This is a genomic window from Streptomyces venetus (assembly GCF_039540295.1).
GTDB classification, from domain to species: domain Bacteria; phylum Actinomycetota; class Actinomycetes; order Streptomycetales; family Streptomycetaceae; genus Streptomyces; species Streptomyces venetus.
The window spans coordinates 484289-509651 of the sequence record NZ_BAABET010000006.1; the positions used below are offsets into that span (position 1 = coordinate 484289).

Annotated in this window: 19 protein-coding genes; 7 read left to right on the forward strand and 12 right to left on the reverse strand. The window is 72.3% G+C overall.

The window, feature by feature from the left end:
- Positions 1–32: 32 nt before the first annotated feature.
- The 6 genes from ABEA82_RS22215 to ABEA82_RS22240 all read right to left on the reverse strand — a co-directional run bounded on the left by ABEA82_RS22215 (position 33) and on the right by ABEA82_RS22240 (position 7412).
- The gene (locus ABEA82_RS22215; RefSeq protein WP_345663327.1) at positions 33–875 is read right to left on the reverse strand and encodes a nitrilase-related carbon-nitrogen hydrolase; all 843 of its coding nucleotides are present in this window, start codon (positions 873–875) and stop codon (positions 33–35) included.
- 155 nt (positions 876–1030) lie between these two features.
- Positions 1031–2629: a PucR family transcriptional regulator gene (locus ABEA82_RS22220; protein WP_345663328.1), complete on the reverse strand. Its 1599-nt coding sequence runs from the start codon at positions 2627–2629 to the stop codon at positions 1031–1033.
- Positions 2630–2666: 37 nt separating this feature from the next.
- Positions 2667–3953 (reverse strand): aspartate aminotransferase family protein, encoded by a 1287-nt coding sequence (locus tag ABEA82_RS22225; RefSeq protein ID WP_345663329.1) that lies wholly within the window; start codon positions 3951–3953, stop codon positions 2667–2669.
- Positions 3950–4792: a nitrilase-related carbon-nitrogen hydrolase gene (locus ABEA82_RS22230; RefSeq protein ID WP_345663330.1), complete on the reverse strand. Its 843-nt coding sequence runs from the start codon at positions 4790–4792 to the stop codon at positions 3950–3952. Before ABEA82_RS22230 ends, ABEA82_RS22225 begins: the two co-directional genes overlap by 4 nt.
- Before the next feature lie 170 nt (positions 4793–4962).
- Positions 4963–7044 carry a hypothetical protein gene (locus ABEA82_RS22235; RefSeq protein ID WP_345663331.1) on the reverse strand — a complete coding sequence of 694 codons (2082 nt, stop codon included), beginning with the start codon at positions 7042–7044 and terminating at the stop codon, positions 4963–4965.
- Positions 7045–7160: 116 nt separating this feature from the next.
- Complete coding sequence (locus ABEA82_RS22240; RefSeq protein ID WP_345663332.1) at positions 7161–7412, reverse strand: helix-turn-helix domain-containing protein; 252 nt, start codon at positions 7410–7412, stop codon at positions 7161–7163.
- 32 nt (positions 7413–7444) lie between these two features.
- On the opposite strand from ABEA82_RS22240, the gene map reads away from it, so the two are divergent.
- Both map and ABEA82_RS22250 read left to right on the forward strand, forming a co-directional pair.
- Positions 7445–8212: a type I methionyl aminopeptidase gene (gene map, locus ABEA82_RS22245; protein WP_345663334.1), complete on the forward strand. Its 768-nt coding sequence runs from the start codon at positions 7445–7447 to the stop codon at positions 8210–8212.
- Between the two features lie 197 nt (positions 8213–8409).
- Positions 8410–10944, forward strand: a complete 2535-nt coding sequence (locus ABEA82_RS22250; protein ID WP_345663336.1) for an ATP-dependent Clp protease ATP-binding subunit — start codon at positions 8410–8412, stop codon at positions 10942–10944.
- A 75-nt stretch (positions 10945–11019) separates the two neighbouring features.
- Here the strand turns inward: ABEA82_RS22250 and ggt are convergent, their stop codons facing one another.
- Entirely contained in the window at positions 11020–12825 is a 1806-nt protein-coding gene (ggt, locus tag ABEA82_RS22255) for a gamma-glutamyltransferase (protein ID WP_345663337.1), read from the reverse strand.
- Positions 12826–12929: 104 nt separating this feature from the next.
- On the opposite strand from ggt, the gene ABEA82_RS22260 reads away from it, so the two are divergent.
- Together ABEA82_RS22260 and ABEA82_RS22265 are read left to right on the forward strand one after the other, a co-directional pair.
- A complete protein-coding gene (locus tag ABEA82_RS22260) occupies positions 12930–13688 on the forward strand; it encodes a hypothetical protein (RefSeq protein ID WP_345663338.1) in 759 nt (252 codons plus the stop codon).
- Between the two features lie 116 nt (positions 13689–13804).
- The gene (locus ABEA82_RS22265; RefSeq protein ID WP_345663339.1) at positions 13805–15373 is read left to right on the forward strand and encodes an alpha/beta fold hydrolase; all 1569 of its coding nucleotides are present in this window, start codon (positions 13805–13807) and stop codon (positions 15371–15373) included.
- A gap of 223 nt (positions 15374–15596) precedes the next feature.
- Here ABEA82_RS22265 and ABEA82_RS22270 read toward each other — a convergent pair whose 3' ends face one another.
- Positions 15597–16340, reverse strand: coding sequence for an amino acid ABC transporter ATP-binding protein (locus ABEA82_RS22270; RefSeq protein WP_345663340.1), 744 nt, complete (start codon positions 16338–16340; stop codon positions 15597–15599).
- 142 nt (positions 16341–16482) lie between these two features.
- Positions 16483–16890 carry a DUF6278 family protein gene (locus ABEA82_RS22275; protein WP_345663341.1) on the reverse strand — a complete coding sequence of 136 codons (408 nt, stop codon included), beginning with the start codon at positions 16888–16890 and terminating at the stop codon, positions 16483–16485.
- 151 nt (positions 16891–17041) lie between these two features.
- Between ABEA82_RS22275 and ABEA82_RS22280 the strand changes: the two genes are divergently transcribed.
- Positions 17042–18850 carry an SGNH/GDSL hydrolase family protein gene (locus ABEA82_RS22280; RefSeq protein ID WP_425588545.1) on the forward strand — a complete coding sequence of 603 codons (1809 nt, stop codon included), beginning with the start codon at positions 17042–17044 and terminating at the stop codon, positions 18848–18850.
- A 13-nt stretch (positions 18851–18863) separates the two neighbouring features.
- On the opposite strand, the gene ABEA82_RS22285 is transcribed toward ABEA82_RS22280, so the two are convergent.
- From ABEA82_RS22285 to pcaDC, 3 genes are read right to left on the reverse strand one after another with little or no spacing between them, the layout of a single operon-like run.
- Positions 18864–19643, reverse strand: a complete 780-nt coding sequence (locus ABEA82_RS22285) for an exodeoxyribonuclease III (RefSeq protein WP_345663342.1) — start codon at positions 19641–19643, stop codon at positions 18864–18866.
- Positions 19644–19686: 43 nt separating this feature from the next.
- Positions 19687–20322, reverse strand: coding sequence for an MBL fold metallo-hydrolase (locus ABEA82_RS22290; RefSeq protein ID WP_345663343.1), 636 nt, complete (start codon positions 20320–20322; stop codon positions 19687–19689).
- A 33-nt stretch (positions 20323–20355) separates the two neighbouring features.
- Positions 20356–21663 (reverse strand): bifunctional 3-oxoadipate enol-lactonase/4-carboxymuconolactone decarboxylase PcaDC, encoded by a 1308-nt coding sequence (gene pcaDC, locus ABEA82_RS22295; RefSeq protein ID WP_345663344.1) that lies wholly within the window; start codon positions 21661–21663, stop codon positions 20356–20358.
- Positions 21664–22188: 525 nt separating this feature from the next.
- Here pcaDC and ABEA82_RS22300 point away from each other — a divergent pair.
- Together ABEA82_RS22300 and ABEA82_RS22305 are read left to right on the forward strand one after the other, a co-directional pair.
- Positions 22189–24129 (forward strand): ATP-binding cassette domain-containing protein, encoded by a 1941-nt coding sequence (locus ABEA82_RS22300; RefSeq protein ID WP_345663345.1) that lies wholly within the window; start codon positions 22189–22191, stop codon positions 24127–24129.
- A gap of 61 nt (positions 24130–24190) precedes the next feature.
- The gene (locus tag ABEA82_RS22305) at positions 24191–25327 is read left to right on the forward strand and encodes an NUDIX hydrolase (RefSeq protein WP_345663346.1); all 1137 of its coding nucleotides are present in this window, start codon (positions 24191–24193) and stop codon (positions 25325–25327) included.
- Positions 25328–25363: the final 36 nt, after the last annotated feature.

Sequence of the window (25363 nt, forward strand, 5' to 3'; positions counted from 1 at the left end):
GCATGTGGCTGGTCGCGCAGTTCCCCGCGCCCCTAGGGGGCCGTCAGCGGACCGTAGGCTCCAGGCGCCCGGTCCCGGTAGAACTGCCACCGGTCGCGGACCTCGCGGAGTTTGGCCATGTCCAGGTCCCGGACGACGAGTTCGCTCTCCTTGTCGCTCGCCACCTCGCCGACGAACTGGGCCTCCGGGTCGACGAAGTACGAGGTGCCGTAGAAGTCGTTGTCGCCGTACTCCTCGACGCCCACCCGGTTGATCGCGCCGACGAAGTACTCGTTGGCCACGGCCGCCGCCGGCTGTTCCAGCTGCCAGAGGTAGCCGGAGAGGCCGCGGGAGGTGGCCGAGGGGTTGAAGACGATCTCCGCGCCCGCGAGGCCGAGCGCCCGCCAGCCCTCGGGGAAGTGGCGGTCGTAGCAGATGTAGACGCCGACACGGCCGACCTTGGTGTCGAAGACGGGCCAGCCGGAGTTGCCGGGGCGGAAGTAGAACTTCTCCCAGAAGCCCCTGACCTGGGGGATGTGGGTCTTGCGGTACTTGCCGAGGTAGGAGCCGTCCGCGTCGATCACGGCGGCGGTGTTGTAGAGGACCCCGGGCTGCTCCTCCTCGTACATCGGCAGCACCAGGACGATGCCCAGTTCCTTCGCGAGTGCCTGGAAGCGGCGGACGATCGGGCCCTCGGGGATCTGCTCGGCGTACTCGTAGAAGGCCGGGTCCTGTACCTGGCAGAAGTACGGCCCGTAGAACAGCTCCTGGAAGCACAGGACCTGGGCGCCCTGCGCGGCCGCGTCGCGGGCCGCCTGCTCGTGGACCTGGATCATCGACTCCTTGTCGCCGGTCCAGGCGGTCTGGAAGACGGCGGCACGGATCACTCGGCTCATCGGGACCTCCGGTCGCTCGGTGTGCCGTGAGCCTAGGAAGTCGCGAAGGAGTCTTTGAGGTGCACCGTGTCACGTCCGGGGGCCTGCGGCGTGCCACCGTGTCACTCTGCCGTGGGCCCATGTTTCACCGCCGTTTTCCCAGGTGGTCGGGTGTTTCACTGCTGTTGCGCGTCGTGCGCGAGAAGCGCGATGTGCACCGAGGCGGCCTGCTCGAAGTCGTCGAGGTCCACGCCGAGGCGGACCTGTATGGACTCCAGCCGGCGGTAGAGGGCGGGCCGGGAGACGTGGTGGAGCAGGGCCGTGCGGGACTTGTTGCGGCCGGTGGCGAGGTAGGTGCGCAGGACGGACAGCAGGCCCTCGTCGCCCTCGCGCAGCAGCCCGTCCAGCTCCCGTTCCGCGAAGGACTGCACGTGCGGGTCGTCGCGCAGCAAGCGGATCAGGCCCCGCAGGTGGACGTCCCTGAGGCGGACGACCGGTGGCAGTTCGAGGGCCGTGGCGGAGTCGGCGACGGCGTCCGCGACGTGCTGGGCCTCGCGCAGTCCGGCGGGTACGTCGTCCCAGACGGTCCGGGGGTCGGCCGCGGCGACGACCGTGCCGGCGGTGCCGGACTCGGTGCGCAGCCGGGTCGCGAAGTGCTCGGCGAGAGCGTCCGCGTCCTGGTCGCGGGCGAGGCTGAGCAGCACGGCGGTGGCCCCGTCGGCCAGTTCGGCGACCAGGCCGGGCAGGCCCAGCAGCCGCAGCAGCCGTTCCAGCCGGCCGGTGTCGCCGTCGCGGACGACCAGCGGCACGAACGTCCGCAGGTTGACCGGCAGTCCGGCCGCGCGGGCCCGGGGCAGCAGCTGACGCGCCGGTACGACTCCGCTGACCAGGTCGGTGAGCAGGCTCTGCGCGGACTGCTCCTCCCACGAGCAGGCGGCGCCACCGCCGAGCATGCGGTGCAGGACGAGGGCCTCGGCGGCGCGGTCGGCGAGCAGCCGTCCGGTGGCGGTGTCGCCGCGGTAGCCGCAGAGCACGATCCGGCCCCACCGCTCCCCGCGGCCGCCCAGTTCGGCCCGGATCCAGCCGTCGCCCTCGGTGCCTCCCCCAGTGCCTGAAAGGCCTGGGTGGTACCCCCATGCCTGGCGGGCGATGCGTTCCCAGTCGCGCAGCACGTCGTCCACGGCCGACCGCTCCCCCGCCGTGCCGAGGACGCGGTGGGCGAGGTTGGTGACGACGACGGGGCAGGCGCTGTGCCGGGCGACCTCGTCGAGCAGGCGTTGCAGCGGGGCGCCCGCGGTGATGAGGGCGGTGAGTTCGGTGCGGACGGCCTCGGAGAGGCTGACGGCGGCGAACTTGCGCCGTACGAGCCGTGACTGGACCTCCTCGGTGAGCTCGGCGAAGGGGAAGGGCCGGTGCAGGACGACCATCGGCAGTCCGCACCGTTCGGCGGCCCGGCGCATCACGTCCGGCGGGGCCGGGAAGGCGCGGCCGAGTCCGAGGACGACGGCGGCGGCCTCCGCGCGGTACAGCGAGCGGACGTACTCGGCCTGCTTGTCCTCGTCGCCGGCCAGCAGCACGCCGGTGGTGAGGACCATCTCGCCGCCGCTCAGCATCACACCGACGTCGGCGGCCTCGGCGACGTGCACCCAGCGCACCGGCCGGTCGAGCTGGCTCGCACCGGCCACCACCTCGGGCTCCCCGGCGAGCACCCGCTCCAGGGTGAGGACCTGCCGGACCGACAGCGCGGGTTCCAGGGAATCCAAGGTGATGGTCATGGCGCCGTACCCCTTGCTCTGGTCGTTCAGTCCACTGCTACTGGATGCTCCTCAGAGCGTTCTCGAGGATCGCGGCGCCTTCCTCGGCCTCCGCGACGTTGAGGGACAGCGGCGGGGCGACGCGCAGCGAACTGGTGTTGTGGCCGCCGCCCTTGCCGATCAGCAGGCCGCCCTCACGGGCCGCCTCCAGGACGGCCGCGGCGGCCTTCGGGTCGGCCGTGTCGGTCCCCGGTTCGGTGATCTCGATGCCGATCATCAGGCCGCGTCCGCGTACCTCCCGCACGGCCGGCACCTGTGCGGCGGCGGCCCGCAGCCGCTCGATGAGCAGGCCGCCGACGCGTCGTGCGTTGCCTTGCAGGTCGTGTTCCAGCAGGTAGTTGAGGTTGGCGAGGCCCGCCGCCATGGTGATCTGGGTGCCGCCGAACGTGGAGATGCTGTTGGAGTCCAGGCAGTTCATGATCTCGGAGCGGGCGACGACACCGCCGATGGACATGCCGTTGCCGATGCCCTTGGCGAAGGTCATGATGTCCGGCGGCCCGTTCCGGCCGTGGGCCTGCCAGCCCCAGAAGTGCTCGCCGGTGCGGCCCCAGCCGGTCTGCACCTCGTCGGCGATCCACAGGATGCCGCGCTCGCGCAGCACCTCGCGGAACGCGGCGTACAGCCCGTCCGGCGGTGAGGTGAAGCCGCCGACGCCCTGGATGGGTTCGGCGATCAGCGCGGCCGGGGCGCGGGTGTGCCCGAGCAGGTCGACCAGGTCCTCGACGCAGGCCGCGATGAAGTCGGCGTCGCCGAGATGGGCGTAGGGGCCGCGGGTGCGCACACCGCCGTGGACGTACAGGGCCTGGAGCGGCGACAGGGAGGTCGGGGACCAGCCGCGGTTGCCGGTGATGCCGACGGAGCTGAAGGAACGGCCGTGGTAGCTGTTGCGCATCGCGAGGACGGTGTTGCTGCGCCGGTACGCCGTGGCCAGCAGCAGGGCCGTGTCGTTGGCCTCGGTGCCGGACGTGGTGAAGAAGACCCGGGCGTTCGGGATGCCGCTCAGCTGGGCGATGCGCTCGGCGAGTTCGACCATGGGGCGGTTGAGGTACAGGGTCGAGGAGTGGATGATCCGCCCGGCCTGCTCACTCACCGCCTTCGTCACCTCGGGCAGCGCGTGCGCGGTCATGGTGGTGAGGATGCCGCCGAAGAAGTCGAGGTACCGGTTGCCCTGGGCGTCCCAGACGTGGCGGCCCTCGCCGTGGGTGATCTCGATGGGCTCCTCGTAGTAGAGGGCGAGCCAGTCGGGGAGCACGGCCCGGTGGCGGCCCAGCAGGTCGTCGGTCACGGCTTCACCAGCCCTTCGTAGGCGTCGGGGCGGCGGTCGCGGTAGAAGGCCCACTGCTGCCGCACTTCTTCGATGAGGTCGAGATCGAGGTCGCGGACCACGAGCTCCTCCTTGCTGTCGCTGGCGACGTCCCCCACGAACTGCCCGCGCGGGTCGACGAAGTAGCTCGTGCCGTAGAAGTCGTTGTCGCCGTACTCCTCCTGGCCGACACGGTTGATCGCGGCGACGAAGTACTCGTTGGCGACGGCCGCGGCGGGCTGCTCCAGCTGCCACAGGTGGGAGGAGAGGCCGCGGTGCGTGGCGGAGGGGTTGTAGACCAGCTGGGCCCCGGCCAGGCCGAGCTGCCGCCAGCCCTCCGGGAAGTGGCGGTCGTAGCAGATGCAGACGCCGACCCGGCCGACGGATGTCGCGAAGACGGGCCAGCCGAGGTTGCCGGGTTTGAAGTAGTACTTCTCCCAGAAGCCCTTGACCTGCGGGATGTGGTGCTTGCGGTACTTGCCGAGGTAGCCGCCGTCGGAGTCGATCACGGCCGCGGTGTTGTAGTAGAAGCCGGACTGCTCGATCTCGAAGACCGGCGCGACGATCACCATGCCGGTCTCGCGGGCGAGGTCCCGCATCCGGCGCACGGTGGGGCCGTCGGGGACGGGCTCGGCCCAGCGGTAGTGCTCGGCCTCCTGGACCTGGCAGAAGTAGGGGCTGTTGAAGACTTCCTGGAAACCGATGATCCTCGCGCCCCGGCGGGCCGCCTCGCGGGCGTGCTCCTCGTGTTTCGCCACCATGGACTCGGTGTCGCCGGTCCAGGTGGCCTGGACCAGAGCGGCACGTACGACGTTGGCCATGAGCTGCTCCTTCGACGCGACGTCAGCGCCTCTACGCCCGTAGAAACGGGCCATAGAGCCACGAACGTAAGCCTCCGGCGAGGGCTTGCCAAGACCATCGTCCCCAACCCGCTGGGCCGGGCGGGATTCGCACTCCTGTGGGTGAGTCGGCCGGGCCGCCGCGGTGCCGGTCAGGCGGGGAACCCTGCCACCCGCAGGGCGTGCAGGAGATCCCACCGGCGCTCCTCCGACACCCCCTGGGCGGCCTCCAGCAGGAGTGGTACCAGGCGCCGGGGGTCGGGTTCGGCGCTGCGGGCCGCCTCCTCCGGGGTACGGGCCCTGACGTAGGCGTCGAGCAGCGCGCGCACCTCACGGCGGCGCCCCTCGGCGACGAGCCCGAGCACGGCGTGCCCGACCTCGCCCGGAGGCCGGGCGACACCCTGCCGCAGGATCTGCCGGCCGTCGCCCGGGCGCCCGGCCGCGCGCAGCGCGTCCGCCGCGGCGACCAGCCGGCCGGCGGGCAGCGAGGCGGCCTCCCACAACAGGGTCTGCCAGTCGGCGCCCAGCCCGGCCCGCTCCAGCTCGTCCGCGAGCAGCGGGAACGTGGCCGGGGCGCGGTCCGCGGCCTCGACCAGCAGCGCGTGGGCCTCTCCGCTGCGCCCCTCGCCCCGCAGCCGCGCGAGTGCCTCGACGGTGCGTGCGACATCGCTGCGGTCCCCCACGCCCATGGCTTCGCCCGGCGGCTCCGCGGGCTCCGCTCCCCTGTCCACGTCGGCCCAGGCGAACCGCGCGCCGCGCGGGCTGCGGCCGGTGACGGGGGCGGCTTCGGGAAGCGTCGGCACGACAGCGGGCGGTACGACCTCGGGCGCGGCCTCCTCCTCGACCATCCCCGCGAACCGTGCGCCGCCGCGCCGGCGTTTGCGCTGCTTGGGGACGGCCGGGCTGGGGGCTGGAGGTTCCGGTGTGTCGAACGGCCGGGAGGCCGAAGCCCCGGGGGTGTCGGACAGCGAGGCCGCGTCCGGCTGTGACCTGGCGTCATCGGCGGCTTCCCCGGAGACGGCCCAACCGCCCGCCTGCTCGCCCAACTGACCCTCCGACCCGGGACGCGACCCCGCGCCCCGGGTGTCGCCGGGTCCGCCATAACCCGACCCGCCCGGCGTCTGCCTGTACGGACGACCCTCGTACCCGGGGCCCGAGCCCGCCCGCCGACTGTCCTCCGGGCCGACATAGCCCGCCCCCTCCGACGCCTGCCCGAACGAACGATCCCCCGGCCCAGAGCCCGAGCCCGCATACCGCGTGCCCTCCGGGCCGCCGTACTCCGACCCATCCGGCGCCTGCCTGTACGGACGACCCCCATGCCCAGGCCCCGAGCCCGCACTCCGGGCGCCCTCCGAGCCGGAGCCCGCCCCCTCCGGCGCCTGCCCGAACGAACGACCGCCCTGCCCAGGTTCCGAGCCCGCGCGCCGGGTGCCCTCCGGGCCGCCGTGGCCCGACCCGTCCGCGGTCTGCTCGGTGCGGTGTCGTGGTGGGGCGGGTGTTGTCGTGGCCGACGGGTCGCGGGGGGACGGGTGGGTGTGCTCGTCCGGCGTGGCGGAGAGGCCGTTTGAAGGGTGGCGCCGCGCTCCGTACCCGTCGGCCGTCCCCTCCCCGGCGCCGTGGGGGCCCGGTGCGGGCCCCGGGCCGGCGCCGCCCGGTCCGCTCCCGTCGCCCCGCGCCGCGGGAACGGGTTCACCGGGGATGCGACGGACGGTCACGGCCTCGCGCTCACGGCGGTCCAGGCCGGCCATCCGGGCGCGGAGTTCCGCGCACCGCGCCGTCGCGCGCTCGTGGTCGTCGTGGGCCCAGGCCAGGTCGAGGCGGAGGGCGTCGGCCTCGTCGCGGGTGGTGGCCGAGGCGAGGAGGCGGGTCAGTTCCGCCTGGCGGTCGGCGGCGTACCTCTGCTCGCGGAGCATGACGTCGAGCCGGTCCCCGAGGGCGTCGCGGGCGCCCGGCCGGGCGTCGTGCGCGGTGAGCGCGGACGCGTGCAGGGCCCGGGCGCGTTCCGCCTCCGGACCGGCGCCGCCGGGGCCGTACTGCCCGGCGAGGTCGTGCAGCAGCGCCTCCACCACGTCCCAGGGCGGCAGCTCGCGCCCGTCGAGGCAGGCCCGCATGCCCTCGGGGTCGCGCTGCCAGAACACCGCGCACCAGCCGCCGGAAGGGTCGAGGCGTGCCAGCAGACCGTCCAGGTAGTGCGCGAACTCCCGTACTGCGGACGGGAGTTGTTCCGCTGCCATCGCTCGACTCCCGCGTCAGGACCGGAGGGCTCCGCCCAGTAGGCAACACCAGTCGTGTTACAGGCGTGCTACGGGGAGTTTTCGCGCGCGGCGCGGGAGCCTCAGCGCCGCGCGTGTCAGACCGGCACCATCACGCACCGCACCGCCAGCTCGTCCATGGACAGCCCGAGCACACCGGCCAGCGCGGCCACGGTGAAGAAGGCCGGGGTCGGGGCCCGCCCGGTCTCGATCTTCCGGAGGGTCTCGGCGGAGATGCCCGCGCGCGCGGCGACCTCCGTCATGCTCCGGTCGCCGCGCGCCGCTCGCAGCAGCCTGCCCAGCCGCTCGCCGCGTTCGCGCTCTTCGGGGGTGAGAGGGGTGCGCACCATGCCCCCATTCTAATACCGGTATAGTAATTGGCATGGTGGAGCTGAAGACCGACACATCGATCGATGCCATGTACGAAGCGGGCCAGGTCGTCGCCCGCGCCCTGACGGCCGCACGGCAGGCCGCGCGCGTGGGCGTCTCCTTGCTGGAACTGGACGAGGTGGCGCACGACGTGCTGCGCGAGGCGGGCGCGAAATCGCCGTTCCTGGGATACCGGCCCTCCTTCGCCCCGACCCCTTTCCCCGCCGTCCTCTGCGCCTCGGTCAACGACGCGATCGTGCACGGCGTCCCGGGCCGCTACCGGCTGCGCGACGGCGACCTCGTGTCGCTCGACTTCGGTGCCGAACTGGGCGGCTGGGTGGGCGACTCCGCGCTCAGCTTCGTCGTGGGCACGCCGCGGGAGGCCGACCTGCGCCTGATCGAGACCGTCGAGCGGGCCCTCGCCGCGGGCATCGAGGCGGCCGTGGTGGGCAACCGCATCGGCGACATCGCCCACGCGATCGGCACCGTGTGCCGCGCCGCGGGCTACGGCATCCCGGACGGTTTCGGCGGCCACGGCATCGGCCGCCGTATGCACGAGGACCCGTCCGTGCCGAACGAGGGCCGTCCGGGGCGCGGGATGCGGCTGCGGCACGGCATGGCGCTGGCGATCGAGCCCATGGTCATCGCCGGCGGCACGGACGGCTTCCACGCGGCCCCCGACGGCTGGACGCTGAAGACCGACGACGGCTCCCGCGCGGCCCACGCTGAGCACACGGTGGCGATCACGGACTCCGGACCGAGGATCCTGACCGCGCGCTGACCACGCACTGACCACGCCCGGCGGCCCGTATCCTCCCGAAATGCCCCGAAGGTGCCCGTCACCGGCGATCGTGCGAAGGTGTTCTACGAGCGCGTCCCAGGTGTAACGGGCTGCCACCCGGGTTACCCGACCCCGGCACGTCGACCAGCGAGGGCGTCCCCCGCCCGGGCGCCGGGGACGCCGGGAACGGAAGGCCCATGAGCAGCGGCTTCAGCAGCCCGGAGGGCTACGGCTCGGACCCCTTCGGAGAATTCCTCGCACGCTTCTTCGGCGGACCGCGCCCTAGTCCCCGGCAGATCGACCTCGGCCGGCTGCTCAGCCAGCCGGCCCGGGAGCTCGTCCGCGGCGCCGCCCAGTACGCCGCCGAGCACGGCAGCCGGGACCTGGACACTCAGCATCTGCTGCGGGCGGCGCTCGCCACCGAGCCCACCCGGACCCTGCTCAGCAAGGCCGGTGCGAATCCGGACTCGATGGCCTCCCAGATCGACGAGCGGTCGGGTCCGGCCCAGCACGGCCCGGACGACACCCCGCCGCCGACCGCGCTCTCCCTCACCCCCGCGGCCAAGCGGGCCCTGCTGGACGCGCACGAGATGGCCCGGGCCCGCGGCTACGGCTACATCGGCCCCGAGCACGTGCTCAGTGCCCTGGCCTCGAACCCCGACTCGGCCGCCGGGCACATACTGAACGCGGCCCGCTTCGCCCCCTCCGGCCCGCCCGAGGCACCGGAGGCACCCCAGGCCGAACGGCCGCGCGTGACGAACACGCCGACCCTCGACAAGTACGGCCGCGACCTCACCGAACTGGCCCGGCAGGGCCGTATCGACCCGGTGATCGGCCGGGACCAGGAGATCGAGCAGACCGTCGAGGTCCTCTCCCGGCGCGGCAAGAACAACCCGGTGCTGATCGGTGACGCGGGCGTCGGCAAGACCGCCATCGTCGAGGGGCTGGCGCAGCGCATCTCCGAGGGGGATGTGCCCGACGTGCTGATCGGACGCCGTGTCGTCGCGCTGGACCTGACCGGCGTGGTCGCGGGCACCCGCTACCGGGGCGACTTCGAGGAGCGGATGAACAACATCGTGGGCGAGATCCGCGCCCACTCCGAAGAGTTGATCATCTTCATCGACGAGCTGCACACGGTCGTCGGCGCCGGTTCGGGTGGCGGTGACGGCAGTTCCATGGACGCCGGCAACATCCTCAAGCCGGCCCTCGCCCGTGGCGAGCTGCACATCGTGGGCGCCACCACGCTGGAGGAGTACCGCCGGATCGAGAAGGACGCGGCGCTGGCCCGCCGCTTCCAGCCGATCATGGTGCCGGAGCCCACCGCCGCGGACGCGATCGAGATCCTGCGCGGTCTCCGCGACCGCTACGAGGCCCACCACCAGGTCCGCTACACCGACGAGGCCCTGCTGGCGGCCGTGGAGCTCTCGGACCGCTACCTCACCGACCGCCGGCTGCCCGACAAGGCCATCGACCTGATCGACCAGGCCGGCGCCCGGGTGCGGCTGCGGGCCCGGACCAAGGGCACGGACGTCCGCGCCATGGAGCGCGAGCTGGAGGAGCTGACCCGGGACAAGGACCAGGCGGTCGCGGACGAGCGGTACGAGCAGGCCACCCAGTTGCGCGACCGGATCGTGGATCTGAAGCAGCGGATCACCCAGGCCGGCGGCGAGGGTGAGATCGACGAGGGCCAGGACCTGGTGGTCGGGGCCGAGGCGATCGCCGAGGTGGTGTCCCGGCAGACCGGCATCCCGGTCAGCAGCCTCACCCAGGAGGAGAAGGACCGGCTGCTGGGCCTGGAGGAGCACCTGCACCAGCGGGTCGTCGGCCAGGACGAGGCCGTGCGGGTCGTCTCGGACGCGGTGCTGCGCTCCCGCGCCGGTCTGGCCAGCCCCGACCGGCCGATCGGCAGCTTCCTGTTCCTCGGCCCGACCGGCGTCGGCAAGACCGAACTGGCCCGGGCGCTCGCCGAGGCGCTGTTCGGCAGCGAGGACCGCATGGTCCGCCTCGACATGAGCGAGTACCAGGAGCGGCACACGGTGAGCCGTCTGATCGGCGCCCCGCCCGGCTACGTCGGCCACGAGGAGGCGGGACAGCTGACCGAGGTGGTCCGCCGCCACCCGTACTCACTCCTGCTGCTGGACGAGGTCGAGAAGGCCCACCCGGACGTCTTCAACATCCTGCTCCAGGTCCTCGACGACGGACGCCTCACCGACTCCCAGGGCCGTACGGTCGACTTCACCAACACCGTCATCGTGATGACCAGCAACCTCGGCTCCGAGGCGATCACCCGCCGCGGCGCCACCACGGGGTTCGCGGCCGGCGGCGCCGACGCGGACGAGGAGGCCCGGCGGGAGCAGATCCTGCGCCCCCTGCGCGAGCACTTCCGCCCGGAGTTCCTCAACCGCATCGACGAGATCGTCGTCTTCCGCCAGCTCACCACGGACCAGCTGCGTCAGATCACCGATCTGCTGCTGGACCGCACCCGTTCCCTCGTCCGGGCCCAGGGCATCACGGTGACCTTCACGGACCAGGCGGTGGAATGGCTGGCCGACCACGGCTACCAGCCGGAGTACGGCGCCCGCCCGCTGCGCCGCACGATCCAGCGCGAGGTGGAGAACGAACTCTCCCGGCTGATGCTGGACGGCAGGGTCGAGGAAGGCGGCAGGGTCACGGTCGACGTGGAGGACGGCCACTTGGCCTTCCGGACGCAGAGCTCGGCATCGTCCTCTTAGGGGCGCGGGGCTGTATCGATGCGCGGCTGCTCCGCCGCGTGGGCGCGACCAGCCCCCCACACCCGCACCCGGCACTCAACGCACAGGTTGCACGACCATCGCCGATCCCCCACCTCGCCGTACCGTCTCAGCGGCTGCCAGCCACTTCCCCCCGGGCAGCCGCTGAACACCGGTCGCCGCGCCGATCTCCGGGTTGGCCTTGAAGGAGTGCCCGATCGCCTCGAGCTGCTTCCTCAGCCCGGCGTCGCCGTACAGCCCCGGTTCCAGCTCGGTCTGCGCGGCATTGCGCTGGCTGGCCCGAGGCGCCGCGATGGCGTCCACGAGAGGCAGCCCCCGGTCGAGGAACCCGACGAGCGTCTGGAGAACGGTCGTGATGATGGTCGCCCCGCCCGGCGACCCCAGCGCCACCACGGGCTTGTCGTGCCGGTCGAGCACGATCGTCGGCGAGATCGAGGAACGGGGCCGCTTCCCCGGCCCCGGCAGGTTCGGGTCGTGCACGGCGGGGTTCGCCGGGGTGAAGGAGAAGTCCGTCAGCTCGTTGTTGAGGATGAACCCGCGCCCCGGGACGGTGATGCCGCTGCCGCCCGTCTGCTCGATGGTGAGCGTGTAGGCGACGACGTTCCCCCACTTGTCGGCCACGGTCAGATGCGTGGTGCTGTCGCCCTCGTACGTCGTGGGAGCGGCCGTGCCGCCGGAGCCACACCGCTCGGGGTGACGCGGGTCGCCGGGCGCCACCGGGCTGGTGAGCACGGCGTCGTCCTTGATGAGGCAGGCCCGTGAGTCGGCGAACCTTTGGGACAGGAGTTCCTTCGTCGGCACGTCCTCGAAGGCGGGGTCGCCCACCCAGCGCCCCCGGTCGGCGAAGGCGATCCGGCTCGCCTCGATGAAGCGGTGCAGGTACTTCGCCTGGCTCGCCTTCGACAGGTCGGTCCGCTCCAGGATGTTGAGCGCCTCGCCGACCGTCGTCCCGCCTGAGGAGGACGGTGCCATGGAGTAGACGCCGAGGCCGTGGTACGAGGTCCTGGTCGGCGCCTGGAGCTTGGTGCGGTACGCCGCGAGGTCCTTCGCGGAGAGGTCGCCCGGCCGGGCGTTCCAGCCCGAGCCGGGGTCCACCGGCGGCTTGTTGACCGTGTCGACGATCTCGCGCCCGAGCGGGCCGCGGTAGAGCGCCCCGACCCCCTTGCGCCCCAACTCCGCGTAGGTACGCGCGAGATCGGGGTTCTTGAAGGTGGAACCGACGACCGGGAGCTGCCCGCCCGGCAGGAACAGCTCGGCGGTGTCCGGGAAGTAGCGGAAGCGCGTCTCGTTGGACGCGGTCTGCGAGCGGAAGGTGTCGTCGACCGTGAAGCCGTCGCGGGCGAGCCGCTCGGCCGGCTTCAGGACGCTCGCGAGCCCCTTGCTGCCCCACTGGTCGAGGGCCGTCTGCCAGGTGCCGGGCGTGCCGGGCGTGCCGACACTCAGGCCGCTGCTGACGGCCTCTGCGAACGGGATGGGCTTGCCGTTCTCGACGAACAGGTTCTTGTCGGCGCTCCGCGGCGCGGTCTCGCGGCCGTCGATGGTGCGCACCGTACGGGACTTGGCGTCGTAGTAGACGAAGTAGCCGCCTCCGCCGATGCCGGCGGAGTAGGGCTCGGTGACGCCGAGCGCGGCGGCGGTGGCGACGGCCGCGTCGACGGCATTGCCCCCCTTGCGCAGGACCTCGACGCCGGCGGCCGAGGCGTCGGGGTCGACGCTGGAGACGGCGCCGCCGTAGCCGACGGCCAGGGGGGATTTCTCCTCGGCGGTGCGCTGCGCGGTCGGCGGCGCCGCCGCTCCCACCGACACCACCACGGCGGCCGAAACCGCCAGGACCGTCAGATTCCGTGCGACAGGGCGACGCATCCGCACCTCCAGTCAAAGGCCGTCCGCGCAGCTTAATTCATGTCCATGGTCGCGTCAGGCACACGTCGAACACCGGTGCGTCGGGCCCGCTACCATGCGCGCCCATGAATGACGACGTGCGCAACATCGTCCTGGGCGTGGTCGCGGCGGGTGTCAGTGCCGCGATCGGCTGGGTGGCCCGCACCTACCTGTGGAAGCGCAGGCTCCGCCGGAAGCAGGTCTTCTTCGGGCTGCCCGACAACTCCGAATCGCTGCTGGTGGTGAACCGGGGTGCCGCGGGACCCGAGTTCGCGGTGATGCGCTACGACGTGTTCGCGCTCCTCGAACTCGCCGCGCTGATCAAGGACTGCAACGCCCACGCCCAGATACTCCCGCACGACACGGCGCGTCAGGGCTTCGGCGAGCGCACCGAGTTCTGCGTCGGCGGGCCGGCGTCCAACCGCCGTATGGCCGCCCACCTGTCCTCCCTGCTGCCCGGGGTGCGGGTGAACGTCGACGCCGAACCGGGGCCGGACCGGGGCTCGTTCCAGGTCGGTTCCGAGCGCTACCGCGTGGAGAACGGCAGGGAGGAGTACGCGCTGCTCGCCCGGCTCACCGCGGACCGGAGCCAGAACATCCGCCCCGTCTTCCTCTTCTGCGGTCAGACGTCGATCACCAACCAGGCCGCCACCCGCTACCTCGCCCGCAACCACGAACGGCTGGCCCGCAAGTACGGCAACGGCTCCTTCGTGCTGCTGCTCAAGGTGATCAACTCGCAGGCGTACGGCCCGGACGTCGTCGAGCTGGCGGACGACGTGACCCGGGCGGCGCAGGCCCCTCTGCCCGCGGCCGAGACTTCGCGCAGCAGCCACCGGGCCTCCTGAGATCCTCCACGCCTCAACAATCGTTACTGGCACGTAACTTACCGACGGGTTACCAGTGGTAAGGGGGCGAGGTTACCGTCTGGTCACTTTGCACTTACACGAGTGAGGAGTGACCCGTGGGACTCCGCCGCAAGGCCCTGCGCACCACCACCGTAGGCGCGGTCTCGGCGACCCTGGTCGCCGGCACGGCCCTCGGACTCGCCCCCACCGCACAGGCGGCGCCGAACCCGGTCCGGTTCGTCGACATCACCGGCGACGGCGGCACCGTCCTCAAGGCCAACGTCGTCACCCCGGCCGGCTCCGACGGCACGCGCCGCTACCCACTGCTCGTCATGCCCACGAGCTGGGGGCTCCCCCAGGTCGAGTACCTGGCGCAGGCACAGAAACTCGCCGACTCCGGGTACGTCGTGGTCACGTACAACGTGCGCGGCTTCTGGCAGTCGGGCGGCGAGATAGAAGTAGCGGGCCCACCCGACACCGCCGACGCCTCGAAGGTCATCGACTGGGCGCTCGCCAACACCCCCTCGGACGCCGGGCACATCGGCATGGCGGGCGTCTCCTACGGGGCCGGCATCAGCCTGCTCACGGCCGCCCGGGACAAACGGGTGAAAGCCGTCGCCTCACTGAGCGGCTGGGCCGACCTGATCGGCTCGATCTACTCCGGGCGCACGCAGCACGTCCAGGCGTCCGCCCTGCTGGACGGCGCGAGCCTGGTCACGGGACGGCAGAGCGCCGAACTCCGGCAGGTCTTCGACGACTTCTACGCCTCCAACCTGGCGAAGGAGCCGGAACTCGTCGCCTGGGGAAAGAAACGTTCCGCTGTGACCTACGTCGACCAGATCAACAGCAACGGCGCGGCGGTCATGCTCGCCAACGCCTGGGGCGACACCGTCTTCCCGCCCAACCAGTACGCCGACTTCTACGAAAAGCTCACCGGCCCGAAGCGCCTGGAGATGCGTCCCGGTGACCACGCCACCGCCGAGCTGACCGGCCTGTTCGGGCTGCCCAACGACGTGTGGAAGGACACCGAGCGCTGGTTCGACCACTATCTCAGGGGCGAGGACAACGGTATCGACCGTGAACAGCCCGTCCAGCTCAAGTCCCGCTCCGCCGGCGACTACGAGGGCTACCCGGACTGGAAGTCGGTCGCCGCGACGGAACGGAAGATCGACCTCGCGGGCACCACCACGATCCGCACGAACGTGAACTCGGGCGCCGACGGCGGGATCGTCTTCCTGTCCAGCATCCTCGACCAGGTGGCCCAGCTGCCGCCGATGGCCTCCATCCCCCTGCTCCCCCGCCGCTGGGCCGCCGTGTGGCAGTCGGAGAAGTACGGCACGGCCCAACAGGTGCGCGGAACGGCGAAGTTGCACACGACCCTCACCCCGACCAAGGAGAGCGGCACCCTCGTCGCCTACCTCTACGACGTGGGGCCGCTCGGCCTCGGCAAGCTGGTCACCAACGCGCCGTACACCTTCCACGGGCGCACCCCCGGGAAGCCGTTCGGCGTCGACCTGGAGCTGTACTCCACGGCCTACGACGTCCCGGCCGGGCATCGCCTCGCCCTGGTCGTCGACACGGTCGACCCGCTCTACATCGAGCACAACCCGTCCGGCGGGCAGCTGACCTTCTCCTCGCCGCCGGACGACCCGTCGTACGTGTCGGTTCCGCTGCGCGAGCAGTGATCTCCGGCTGCCGCCGGACGGGTCTGGCCGATGTGAACCGCCGCCCCCGTGGCCCTAGGGCCGTGGGGGCCGCGCCCGGCGGGCAATGCCCCGCGGACCGGACGGGCGGTCTGCTCGTCCCCGGCGGGATCGGCGGATTTCGGCGAAGTCCCCCTCTCCGACAGGGATGAAGGACACATCGTAGTCGAGGTCCGGCACGATGAGCTGTCCGGCTCCTGCCCGTTCAGTGCTTGAGGATCTTGGAGAGGAAGTCCTTGGCGCGGTCGCTGGTGGGGTTGGTGAAGAACTCGTCGGGGACGCGGTCCTCGACGATACGGCCGTCGGCCATGAAGACGACCCGGTTGGCGGCCGAGCGGGCGAAGCCCATCTCGTGCGTGATGACGATCATGGTCATGCCGTCGCGGGCCAGTTGCTTCATGACCTCCAGCACCTCGTTGATCATCTCCGGGTCGAGGGCGGAGGTCGGCTCGTCGAAGAGCATCGCCTTGGGCTCCATGGCGAGAGCGCGGGCGATGGCCACGCGCTGCTGCTGTCCGCCGGAGAGCTGCGCCGGGTACTTGTCCGCCTGGTCGGCGACACCGACCCGGTCGAGGAGTTCACGCGAGCGCCGGTCGGCGTCCTCCTTCCGGCGCCCGCGGACCTTGGTCTGTCCCAGGGAGACGTTCTGCAGGACGGTCTTGTGAGCGAAGAGGTTGAACGACTGGAAGACCATGCCGACGTCGGCGCGCAGCCTGGCCAGGGGCTTGCCTTCCTCCGGCAGCGGCCGGCCGTCCAGGACGATCTCCCCGGACTCGATCGTCTCCAGGCGGTTGATCGCACGGCACAGGGTCGACTTGCCCGACCCCGACGGGCCGATGACGACGACCACCTCTCCCCTGCCGACGGTGAGGTCGATGTCCTGAAGGACATGCAGCTCCCCGAAGTGCTTGTTGACTTCACGCAGCTCGATCAGCGGATCCACGGCCATACTCAGCCCTACTCACTCTCAGCTGTGTGGTGGTTGCCGCAACGTATCCAGGCAAGATCGAACGTGCGGGGGCGACACGCACCTTTCGATCATTAGCCGTATTTACGGCGGACTTTGGGCCAGAGCTTTTGAGGGGCCGGGCTCACGCCTCCGCCACTTCCGCGTACAGCTGGGACAGCTCGGGCACCCCGTTCGCCGCCCACTCGTGGCCGGAGTCCACGACGTCGAACTCCCGGCCGGAGGCGAGCCGCACGACGGGCTGCCCGTCCGATCTGATCTCCCAGCCGGCCCCCGGCACGGTGCGCACCAGGACGGTGCCCAGGTAGAGCCCGGCGTCGTTGCCGAGCCAGTGCAGGATCTCCTCGTCGTCCCGCCAGCGCGGCACCAGCTGGTCCAGCGCCTCCAGCGAGGCCACCGTGTCGTCCAGCCGGACGCCCGCCCGGGACGCCTGGGAGCGGAGCAGTTCGCACTCGGCGAGGAGCTCCGCGATGCCCGACGGGTCGGGGAACCCGAGCTTCTGGCGCCGGTTGCCCAGGAAAGGGATGTTCATACGCCCAGCGTGTCATTCGTACCGGCGTGCGCACCACAGGGCACGCGGACCGGCCTTTGCGGTCGAGTTCTCGCCGAGTTCGCGCACGGTTCGTTGACGAGTCCCTGATGTCTCCCTAGCTTCACCGTGCGTCAGTTTCACCGTGCGTCGTGTGTCGGTCGAACGGGAGGAGTCGGCCGTGGGCCGATGTGTCCGGGGGATCCTGTCCGTCCTGGCCCTGTGCGGGGCCCTGTGCGGGTCCGTGCTGCCGACGGCGCCGGCGGCTCGGGCCGCCGAGGAGCGGCGGGCCGCGCCGGTGCCGCTGGAGAAGTTGTTCGACAACATCGCGGTCAGCGACGACGACCTCCCCGGCCGGGCCGACTTCGACGGGGCCGGCGCCTCGCTGTCCGCACGCGACCTCACGGCCGCGGGCTGGACGCCGGGCCGCGCCCTCACCGTCCAGGGGGCCCGGCTGACCTGGCCGCGGCGGCAGCCCGGCGAGCCGGACAACGTCCGCGCGGCAGGGCAGGAGGTACGCGTGACGGGGCGCGGGGACGCCCTCGCCTTCCTGGTGGCGGGCACCTCGGGCACGGAGACGGGCGGCACGGGCACGGTCGCCTACGCGAACGGCACCCGCTCCGGGTACCGGCTCGCCGCCCCGGACTGGCGTACCGGGCCGCTCGCCACGAAGGCGGTGGCGCTGCCGCACATCAACACGCCGGGTGGGCAACTCGCCGAACAGGCGCGCCTGTACGTCGTGACGGTGCCGCTGGTGCCGGGGCGGGCCGTCACCTCGGTCCGGTTGCCGCGCGCGGCCGGGCTGCACGTCTTCGCGGTGACGGTACGGGCCGCCACGCAGGGGTGGACGGGCAGCTGGACGACGTCGACCGGCGGCTACGGCGCCGTGGGGCCCTGGACCGACCGGACGCTGCGGCTGGTCGTGCACACGTCGGCCGGCGGGCCCCGGGTGCGGGTGCGGTTCGAGAACACCTTCGCGGCGGCGCCGGTGCGGATCGGGAGCGCGACGGTCGCCGTGCGGGCATCGGGCGCCGCGGCGCGGGGAGCGCCGGTGCCGCTCGCCTTCGGTGGCGCGGCCGGGGTGGAGGTCCCGGCCGGCGCGCAGGCCTTCAGCGACCCGCTGGGCTTCGCGGTGCCGGCGGACGCCGATCTGCTGGTGAGCTTCCATCTGCCCGGCACGGTGCCGGCGGCGCCCGTGCACCGGCTCGCTCAGCAGCGGTCCTACGTCAGCGGGCCGGGCGACCACGCGGCGGACGGTACGGCGGCGGCCTACACGTCGGTGATCACGAGCTGGCCGCTGCTCACCGGGGTCGACGTGAGCGGCGGGCCCGGGTCCGTGGTGCTGCTCGGTGACTCGATCACCGACGGCGACAAGTCCACGGTGGACGCGAACCGGCGATGGCCGGACGTGCTGGCCGACCGGCTGCGCCGGCAGGGCGCGGTCCCGCCCTACGGGGTGCTGAACCAGGGCATCTCGGGCAACCGCGTGGTCACCGACCGGTATCCCGGCGACGGGGTGTCCACGGACGGGGCGGGGGTGAGCGCCCTGCACCGGTTCGACCGGGACGTGCTCGCCCAGACGTCGGCGCGTACGGCGGTCGTCTTCGAGGGCGTCAACGACCTGCGGTGGGACACCTCGGCGGAGCAGGTGATCGCGGGGCTGTCGGAGCTGGCGGCGCGCGGGCACGCCCGGGGCCTCAGGATGCTCGCGACCACGATCCTGCCCTGCGAGGGCGAGGCGCGGTGCACGGCCGCCGTCGACGCCGAGCGGGCGGCGGTCAACGAGTGGATCCGGGGTGGCGGGGTCTTCGACGGCGTGCTCGATTTCGACGCCGTCGTGCGCGACCCCGACCACCCGTCGCGCATCCTCGCCGCGTACGACAGCGGGGACCATCTGCACCCGGGTGACGCGGGGCTCGCGGCCATGGCCGAGTCGGTCGACCTGTCGCTGCTCGTGCCGTGACCGGGGAACCGGCCTATACGTCCAGGTCGACGACCACCGGCGCGTGGTCGGAGGCGCCCTTGCCCTTGCGCTCCTCACGGTCCACGTACGCGTCCTCGACCGCCTTGGTGAACGGTTCGTTCGCGTAGACCAGGTCGATGCGCATGCCGCGGTTCTTCGGGAAGCAGAGCTGGCGGTAGTCCCAGTACGTGAACGGGTGCTCGTACTTCAGGGGCCGCGGGACCACGTCCGACAGGCCCGCCTCGCGCAGGGAGGCGAGGGCGGCGCGCTCGGCCGGGGTGACGTGCGTGGAGCCCACGTAGGCGGCCGGGTCGAAGACGTCGTCGTCCGTCGGCGCCACGTTGTAGTCGCCCATCACCGCGAAGGGGCGGCTGCCCGCCGCGTCACCGGCGACGGCCGCCTTCAGGGCCTCGAACCACTGGAGCTTGTAGGCGTAGTGCGGGTGGTCCACCTCACGGCCGTTCGGCACGTAGACCGACCAGACGCGCAGCGGGCCGCAGGTCGCCGAGATGGCGCGGGGCTCGACCGAGCCGTCGAAGCCGGGGTCGCCGGGCAGGCCCTTGACGACGTCCTCGATGCCGACGCGGGACAGCACCGCCACGCCGTTCCACCGGCCGGTCGCGTGGACCGCCGACTCGTAGCCCAGCTCGCGCAGTTGCTCCGAGGGGAACTGCTCCTCGGCGACCTTGGCCTCCTGGAGGCACAGCACGTCCGTGCCGCTGCTCTCCAGCCAGGCCAGGAGCCTCGGCAGGCGCGCGGTGATCGAGTTCACGTTCCAGGTCGCGATGCGCATGCCCCACAACCTACCCGGCGGGTCTGACAACGCCGTCCCGGCCTCAGAGGTCGGCCGACGTCCCGGGGGTGAGCCGCAGGTGCTCCGCGCCGCCGAGCTGCCCGATCTGGCGGTCGTAGATCGGGCGGGCCAGGTCGGTGAGCAGGGCGTCGTGGATGTCGTAGGCGCGCTGCGGTTTCAGCTCGCGGACGTAGTCGATGACCTCGGAGATCTTGCTCCAGGGGGCCATGACGGGCAGCATCAGCGTCTCCACCGGCTGGTCGGGGACGGTGAGGGCGTCACCGGGGTGGAAGACCTTGCCGCCGTCGACGAGGTAGCCGACGTTGGTGATGCGCGGGATGTCGGGGTGGATCACCGCGTGGAGTTCGCCGTGGACCTGGACGTCGAACCCGGCGGCGGTGAAGGTGTCCCCGTGGCCGACGGTGTGCACGCGGCCGGGGAACGCCGGGGAGATCTTCTCCGCGACGGACCCGAGGGTCCAGATCTCCGCGGCCGGGTTGTGCTCCATCGCGGCGCGCAGCCGGGACTCGTCGAAGTGGTCGGGGTGCTCATGGGTGACGAGGATCGCGTCCGCGCCGAGCGCGGCGTCCTCCTCGGTGAACCCGCCGGGGTCGAGGACGAGGGTCCGGCCGTCCTTCTCCAGGCGGACGCAGGCGTGCGACATCTTCGTGAGCTTCATACGTCCATCCTGCCCCCGCCCTCCCCCGCGGCCTCACTCCTGGGGGGTGGTCTCCTCGCGGATGACCTGCTGGGCGACCTTGAACGCGCTGTTCGCCGCCGGAACGCCGCAGTAGACGGCCCCCTGGAGCAGGACCTCCTTGATCTCCGCCGGGGTGAGGCCGTTGCGCAGGGCGGCTCTGGTGTGGAAGACCAGTTCGTCCAGGTGACCGCGGGCGACCAGGGCGGTGAGGGTCACGGCGCTGCGGGTGCGCCGGTCGAGGCCGGGGCGGTCCCAGATCTCGCCCCAGGCGTAGCGGGTGATGAACTCCTGGAAGTCCCCCGAGAAGTCGTCGGCCTGGGCGAGCGCCCGGTCGACGTGCGCGTCGCCGAGGACCTCGCGGCGGACCTTGAGCCCTGCGTCGTAGGGGTCGGGCCGCCCCTGGGCCTGAGGCGGCACGGCGAGCGGGGCGATCTCGGCGACGGGACCGGTCTGCAAGGGCTGCTGCGGAGCGGGCGCCAGGACCGGCTTGACGGCGGCCGCCGGCAGGGCCGTGTGGCCGGTGGAGGTGTCGAAGGCGGGCTGCCAGGCGGTCGAGAAGTGCCGGACCAGGAGGTCGGTGACCGCCGCGGGCTGCTCCACCGGCACCAGGTGGGAGGCGCCGGGGACGACGGCGAGGCGGGCGTCCGGGATGCCGGCGACCAGGGTGCGGGCCTCGGCGGGGCCGGTGACCTGGTCGTCCGAGCCGACGAGGACCAGGGTCGGCGCGCCGACCCGACCGAGTTCGGCCCGGACGTCGAACGAGGCGAGCGCCTCGCAGGCGGCGATGTAGCAGCCGGGGTCGGTGGTACGCACCATCTGCACGGCCCACTCGGTGATCGCGGGCTGCGCGGCGGCGAACCCGCCGGTGAACCAGCGCTCGGGCGCGGTGCGGGCGATGGGGTCGAGGCCGTTGGTCCGGACGATCACGCCCCGCTGCCGGAACTCGTCCGCCGTGCCGAAGCGGGGCGAGGCGGCGATCAGCGCGAGGGAGGCGAGCCGCTCGGGGTGGCGCAGGGCCAACTGGATGCCGACGGCACCGCCGAGCGCGCAGCCCGCGTAGCCGAAGCGCTGCACGCCGAGTCCTTCGAGGGTGGCCAGCAGCCGGGTGGTGAGGTCGGTGACCGAGCCCGCCGGGTACGCCGGCGCGCCGCCGTGCCCCGGCAGATCGAACCGGAACACGCGCCACTGCTTGGTCAGCTCGGGGATCTGCCGGTCCCACATGTGCCAGGTGGTACCCAGTGAGGGACCGAGGATCAGCACCGGGGCCTCTTCTGGCCCGTCAAAGCGGTATTGCAGGGTGTTCGACGGCGTCTCACTCACGTCCCAGACCCTCTCACGTCTCGCAAAATCTCACACAGCCGGGGGAAACCAGTGACCCGATGCGTCCGCGGCTCGACTCGCCGGGCACTGCCGACGGCCTCATCGATCGAGTCTGAGCCTCTCAGTTTGCACGCGCGCCCCTGACGCGGCGCGTCCTGTCGGCCGCCCTCTCACCCGGTCCTCACATCGACGCGCTGCTTCCTTCATCAGCACAGCCGCCGGCTGTGTCGAGGTCGCGGCGAAGCGTGTGGTGCCGTCCGCCCTGGACGACGGAGCGACGGACGCGCTCGATCCGGTGATCGCCAGGGCCGGACCGGGATCCGGCGTCCTGTCCGCCCACCACCCCGTTTCGGCCATTTCCTGCCCGCAGCCGCTCCAAGCCGGACCAGGGATCCCGCGCCGGCAGGCTTCCTTCCCCCAGGAAACAGCGGGCTCCCCAGCCCGACCGAAAGACGTGTGTTCGATATCGCGGCCGTGTCGTTGGACCTCACGACTCTGCCGCAGCGACCGTCCTAGGGGGAACGAATGACCTCGGCCATTACGCAGGACCAGCCGCCGCAACCGCCGAAGGGGACCACGCCGGACGACGAACCGCAGGAGGCCGGTGTTCGAGAGGAGGAGTACCTCTACCGCGACGAGTCGAGGCTCCAGGCCGGCTCCCTGCTGACCTCCCGCTCCATGGCGCGGCGCCTGCCCTCGCTCGTACGGCGCTCGGTGCGGATGGCCTGGCGCGTGGACCGCGGCGCGACCATCGGCCTGCTGGTGTGCCAGATCGGGACCGGCGTCCTCGCCGCCCTCGGCCTCCTGGCCGTCACGGGCACCATCACCGCGCTGATCTCCTCGGGCGACATCACCGAGCGGCTGTGGGACGCCGCCCCGCAGCTGGCCATCATCGCCGCCGCCACCGGCCTGCGCGCGCTGCTGGGCATCACCGTCGTCTGGCTGACCGGCCGTCTGCGACCGGTGCTCGGCCGGGCAGCGGAGCTGACGATGATCGAGGCCGCGCTCGGCGCGGAACTGGCCGCCAACAACAAGCCCGGCTACAACGACGCCTACGACATCGCCGACCGCGGCGCCCAGGTCACCCCCGACCTCGTCGAAGAAGCACAGGACGTCCTCGCGGCGACCGCGACGCTCGCGGCCGGCGCCACCGTCCTGACCGTCCTGCACCCTCTGCTCCTTCCTCTCCTCTTCCTCGCCTGCCTGCCGCAGGCCGCCGCCTACGTCCGCTCCGCGCGCGTGCTCTACCTCGCCGCGCTGGAGACCTCCGGGCGGCGCCGGATGCTGGGCAAACTGCGCTGGCACATGGCCTACCAGGAGTCGAGCGAGGAGATGCGGGCCTGCCTGGCCGGCCCCTTCCTCATCGGCCGGTACCGGAAGCTGGCCGCCTCGGTCAACGAGGCCGAACGCACGGCCGCGAACACCGGCGCCTGGATGGGACTGGCCGGCGCGATCGCCGGCGGGATCGCCTCGACCGCCGTGTGGGCGGCACTGCTGTGGCTGCTGGCCTCCGGCCGGATGAGCCTGGCGGCCGGCGGCGGCGCCGTCTTCGCGCTTCAGACCGCCACCGGCTCGGTGCGCGGCATCATCAACGGCGGGGCCCGTCTGGTGCGCACCGGCTGGTACGTGCAGGACTGGCAGAACTTCCTCGACAACGCCCACGGCCAGGCCATGACCGACTCCCGCGGCACCGCGCCCGTGACCGCGGCCCCGGAGCGTTTCGAGGTCCGCGACGTCACCTACCGCTACGACGGCGCCCCGAAGGACAGCCTGAGCAACGTCTCCCTGCACGTGCGGCGCGGGGAGATCGTGGCGCTGGTCGGGGAGAACGGCTCCGGCAAGACGACCCTCTCCCGCCTGCTGTGCGGGCTCTTGCTGCCCACCGAGGGCGACGTGGCCTGGGACCACGCCTCCACCGCGGACCTGGACCCGTGGGGGTCGTGGGAGCACGTCGCGCTGGTGCCGCAGAAGTTCACGTACCTGCCGCTGACGATGCGCGACAACATCACGTTCGGGCAGGGCGACACGAGCGACGCGGCCCTGCTCGCCGCGTGCGAGGCGTCCGGCGCCGCGGAGATGCTGCCGGGCCTCCGCTCCGGCCTGAACACCCTGCTGACCAGCGAGTGGTTCGGCGGACAGCAGCTCTCCGGCGGGCAGTGGCAGCGCCTGGTCCTCACCCGCGCGTTCCACCGGCAGGCGGCACTGCTGGTGATGGACGAACCCACGGCCGCCCTCGACGCCCGCGCGGAGCACCGGATCTTCGCCGGCCTGCGCGAACTGGCCAAAGACCGCGCCATCCTGCTGATCACGCACCGGCTCACCAACGTGGCCGTCGCCGACCGGATCGTGGTCCTGGACGAAGGGCGGATCGTCCAGGAGGGCACCTACGCCCAACTCACCCAGGAACCAGGTCTCTTCCGCACCCTGTGGGAGCTGCAGCGCCGAATGAGCGGCACCACCCCCTGATCACTCCTCGCCGTTCCGCGCTGCCCACTCGCCCGTCCACCGTCTCGGAAGGCAGAGATACGTGACCTCTCCCGTCTCCCCTTCGGATCACGTCTCACCGCGTGCTGCTCTGCCCGCTGCGCAGTACGCCGCATCCCGGCATGCGGCGTGGCTCGGCGCCGCCGCGATCATCACCGACGAGGTCGGCCGGGTCCTGCTGGTGCACCCCACCTACCGCGAGGACGACTCGTGGCTGCTCCCCGGAGGCGTCGTCGAACCCGGCGAGCACCCGCACGTCACCTGCCGGCGCGAGATCTCCGAAGAACTGGGCCTGGATCTGCCCCTGCCGGCCGTGCTCGCCGTCCACTCCTTCTCCCCGCGCCACCCGGACCTTCAGCCCGGCACGCACTGCCCCGGCGAGGTCCGGTTCGTCTTCGACGGGGGAACCCTCACCCCCGACCAGGTGGAGGCGATCCGCCTGCCGCGAGAGGAACTGTCCGAGTACGCCTTCCTGGAGACCCGGGACGCGGTGCAGCGGCTGCGCCCCGTGGACGGGCAGATCATGCTCGCCGCCTACCGCGCCCGGCTCGGAAACACCGCCACCGCCCACCTCGCCGACGGCCGGCACATCCTCGACGTCCCGGCGCTGGACCGCCATGACGTCCACGTCCGTTACCGGCCTCTGTGGGACAGCCCTCTCCACCGCGGCCCCGTCCCCGGGCAGTTGGCCGTGCAGCAAGCCTGGGCGTGGTGCTTCGTCCCCGACGGCCGGGTCGTCCTGGTGGCCGAGCCCGGCCCTCGGGGCGCGCTGCCGATGCTGCCCGGCGGCACCGTAGAGACGACCGATGCGACGCCCGAGGACACCCTGCGCCGAGAAGCCGCGGAGGAGGCCCAGCTCACCCTGGCCGATCCGGTGCGACTGGGCTGGGTGCTGGACGAGACCGGAGAGGTCTACGGCGGTGTGGGGCCCAACGCCCGGCTCCGCCTGGCCGCCCGGGTCACCGCCATCGGGCCGGGTGCCGTCGACCCTGCCACCGGCCACCCCTTCGCCCGCCTGCTCGCCACCCCCGCCCAGGCAGCCGCCCTGCTGGGATGGGGCCCGCCCGGTGCGCGGCAAGCACAGCTCGCGGCGGAGACGGCAGGCGAGCGGTGGGGCCTGCCCCTGGCTCGCCCCGCCGCCATCGAGGAGGTCCCTGCGGAGGGGATGCGGCTGAGCTGACCCGAACGACCACCCCCGCCTCGACTCGTCCCGCTC

What these genes read in the sequence shown, in the direction of transcription:
- ABEA82_RS22215 (WP_345663327.1), bottom strand. Translation starts at nt 875, where the DNA reads ATGAGCCGAGTGATCCGTGCCGCCGTCTTCCAGACCGCCTGGACCGGC.
- ABEA82_RS22220 (WP_345663328.1), bottom strand. Translation starts at nt 2,629, where the DNA reads ATGACCATCACCTTGGATTCCCTGGAACCCGCGCTGTCGGTCCGGCAG.
- ABEA82_RS22230 (WP_345663330.1), bottom strand. Translation starts at nt 4,792, where the DNA reads ATGGCCAACGTCGTACGTGCCGCTCTGGTCCAGGCCACCTGGACCGGC.
- ABEA82_RS22235 (WP_345663331.1), bottom strand. Translation starts at nt 7,044, where the DNA reads ATGGCAGCGGAACAACTCCCGTCCGCAGTACGGGAGTTCGCGCACTAC.
- ABEA82_RS22240 (WP_345663332.1), bottom strand. Translation starts at nt 7,412, where the DNA reads ATGGTGCGCACCCCTCTCACCCCCGAAGAGCGCGAACGCGGCGAGCGG.
- map (WP_345663334.1), top strand. Translation starts at nt 7,445, where the DNA reads ATGGTGGAGCTGAAGACCGACACATCGATCGATGCCATGTACGAAGCG.
- ABEA82_RS22250 (WP_345663336.1), top strand. Translation starts at nt 8,410, where the DNA reads ATGAGCAGCGGCTTCAGCAGCCCGGAGGGCTACGGCTCGGACCCCTTC.
- ggt (WP_345663337.1), bottom strand. Translation starts at nt 12,825, where the DNA reads ATGCGTCGCCCTGTCGCACGGAATCTGACGGTCCTGGCGGTTTCGGCC.
- ABEA82_RS22260 (WP_345663338.1), top strand. Translation starts at nt 12,930, where the DNA reads ATGAATGACGACGTGCGCAACATCGTCCTGGGCGTGGTCGCGGCGGGT.
- ABEA82_RS22270 (WP_345663340.1), bottom strand. Translation starts at nt 16,340, where the DNA reads ATGGCCGTGGATCCGCTGATCGAGCTGCGTGAAGTCAACAAGCACTTC.
- ABEA82_RS22275 (WP_345663341.1), bottom strand. Translation starts at nt 16,890, where the DNA reads ATGAACATCCCTTTCCTGGGCAACCGGCGCCAGAAGCTCGGGTTCCCC.
- ABEA82_RS22285 (WP_345663342.1), bottom strand. Translation starts at nt 19,643, where the DNA reads ATGCGCATCGCGACCTGGAACGTGAACTCGATCACCGCGCGCCTGCCG.
- ABEA82_RS22290 (WP_345663343.1), bottom strand. Translation starts at nt 20,322, where the DNA reads ATGAAGCTCACGAAGATGTCGCACGCCTGCGTCCGCCTGGAGAAGGAC.
- ABEA82_RS22300 (WP_345663345.1), top strand. Translation starts at nt 22,189, where the DNA reads ATGACCTCGGCCATTACGCAGGACCAGCCGCCGCAACCGCCGAAGGGG.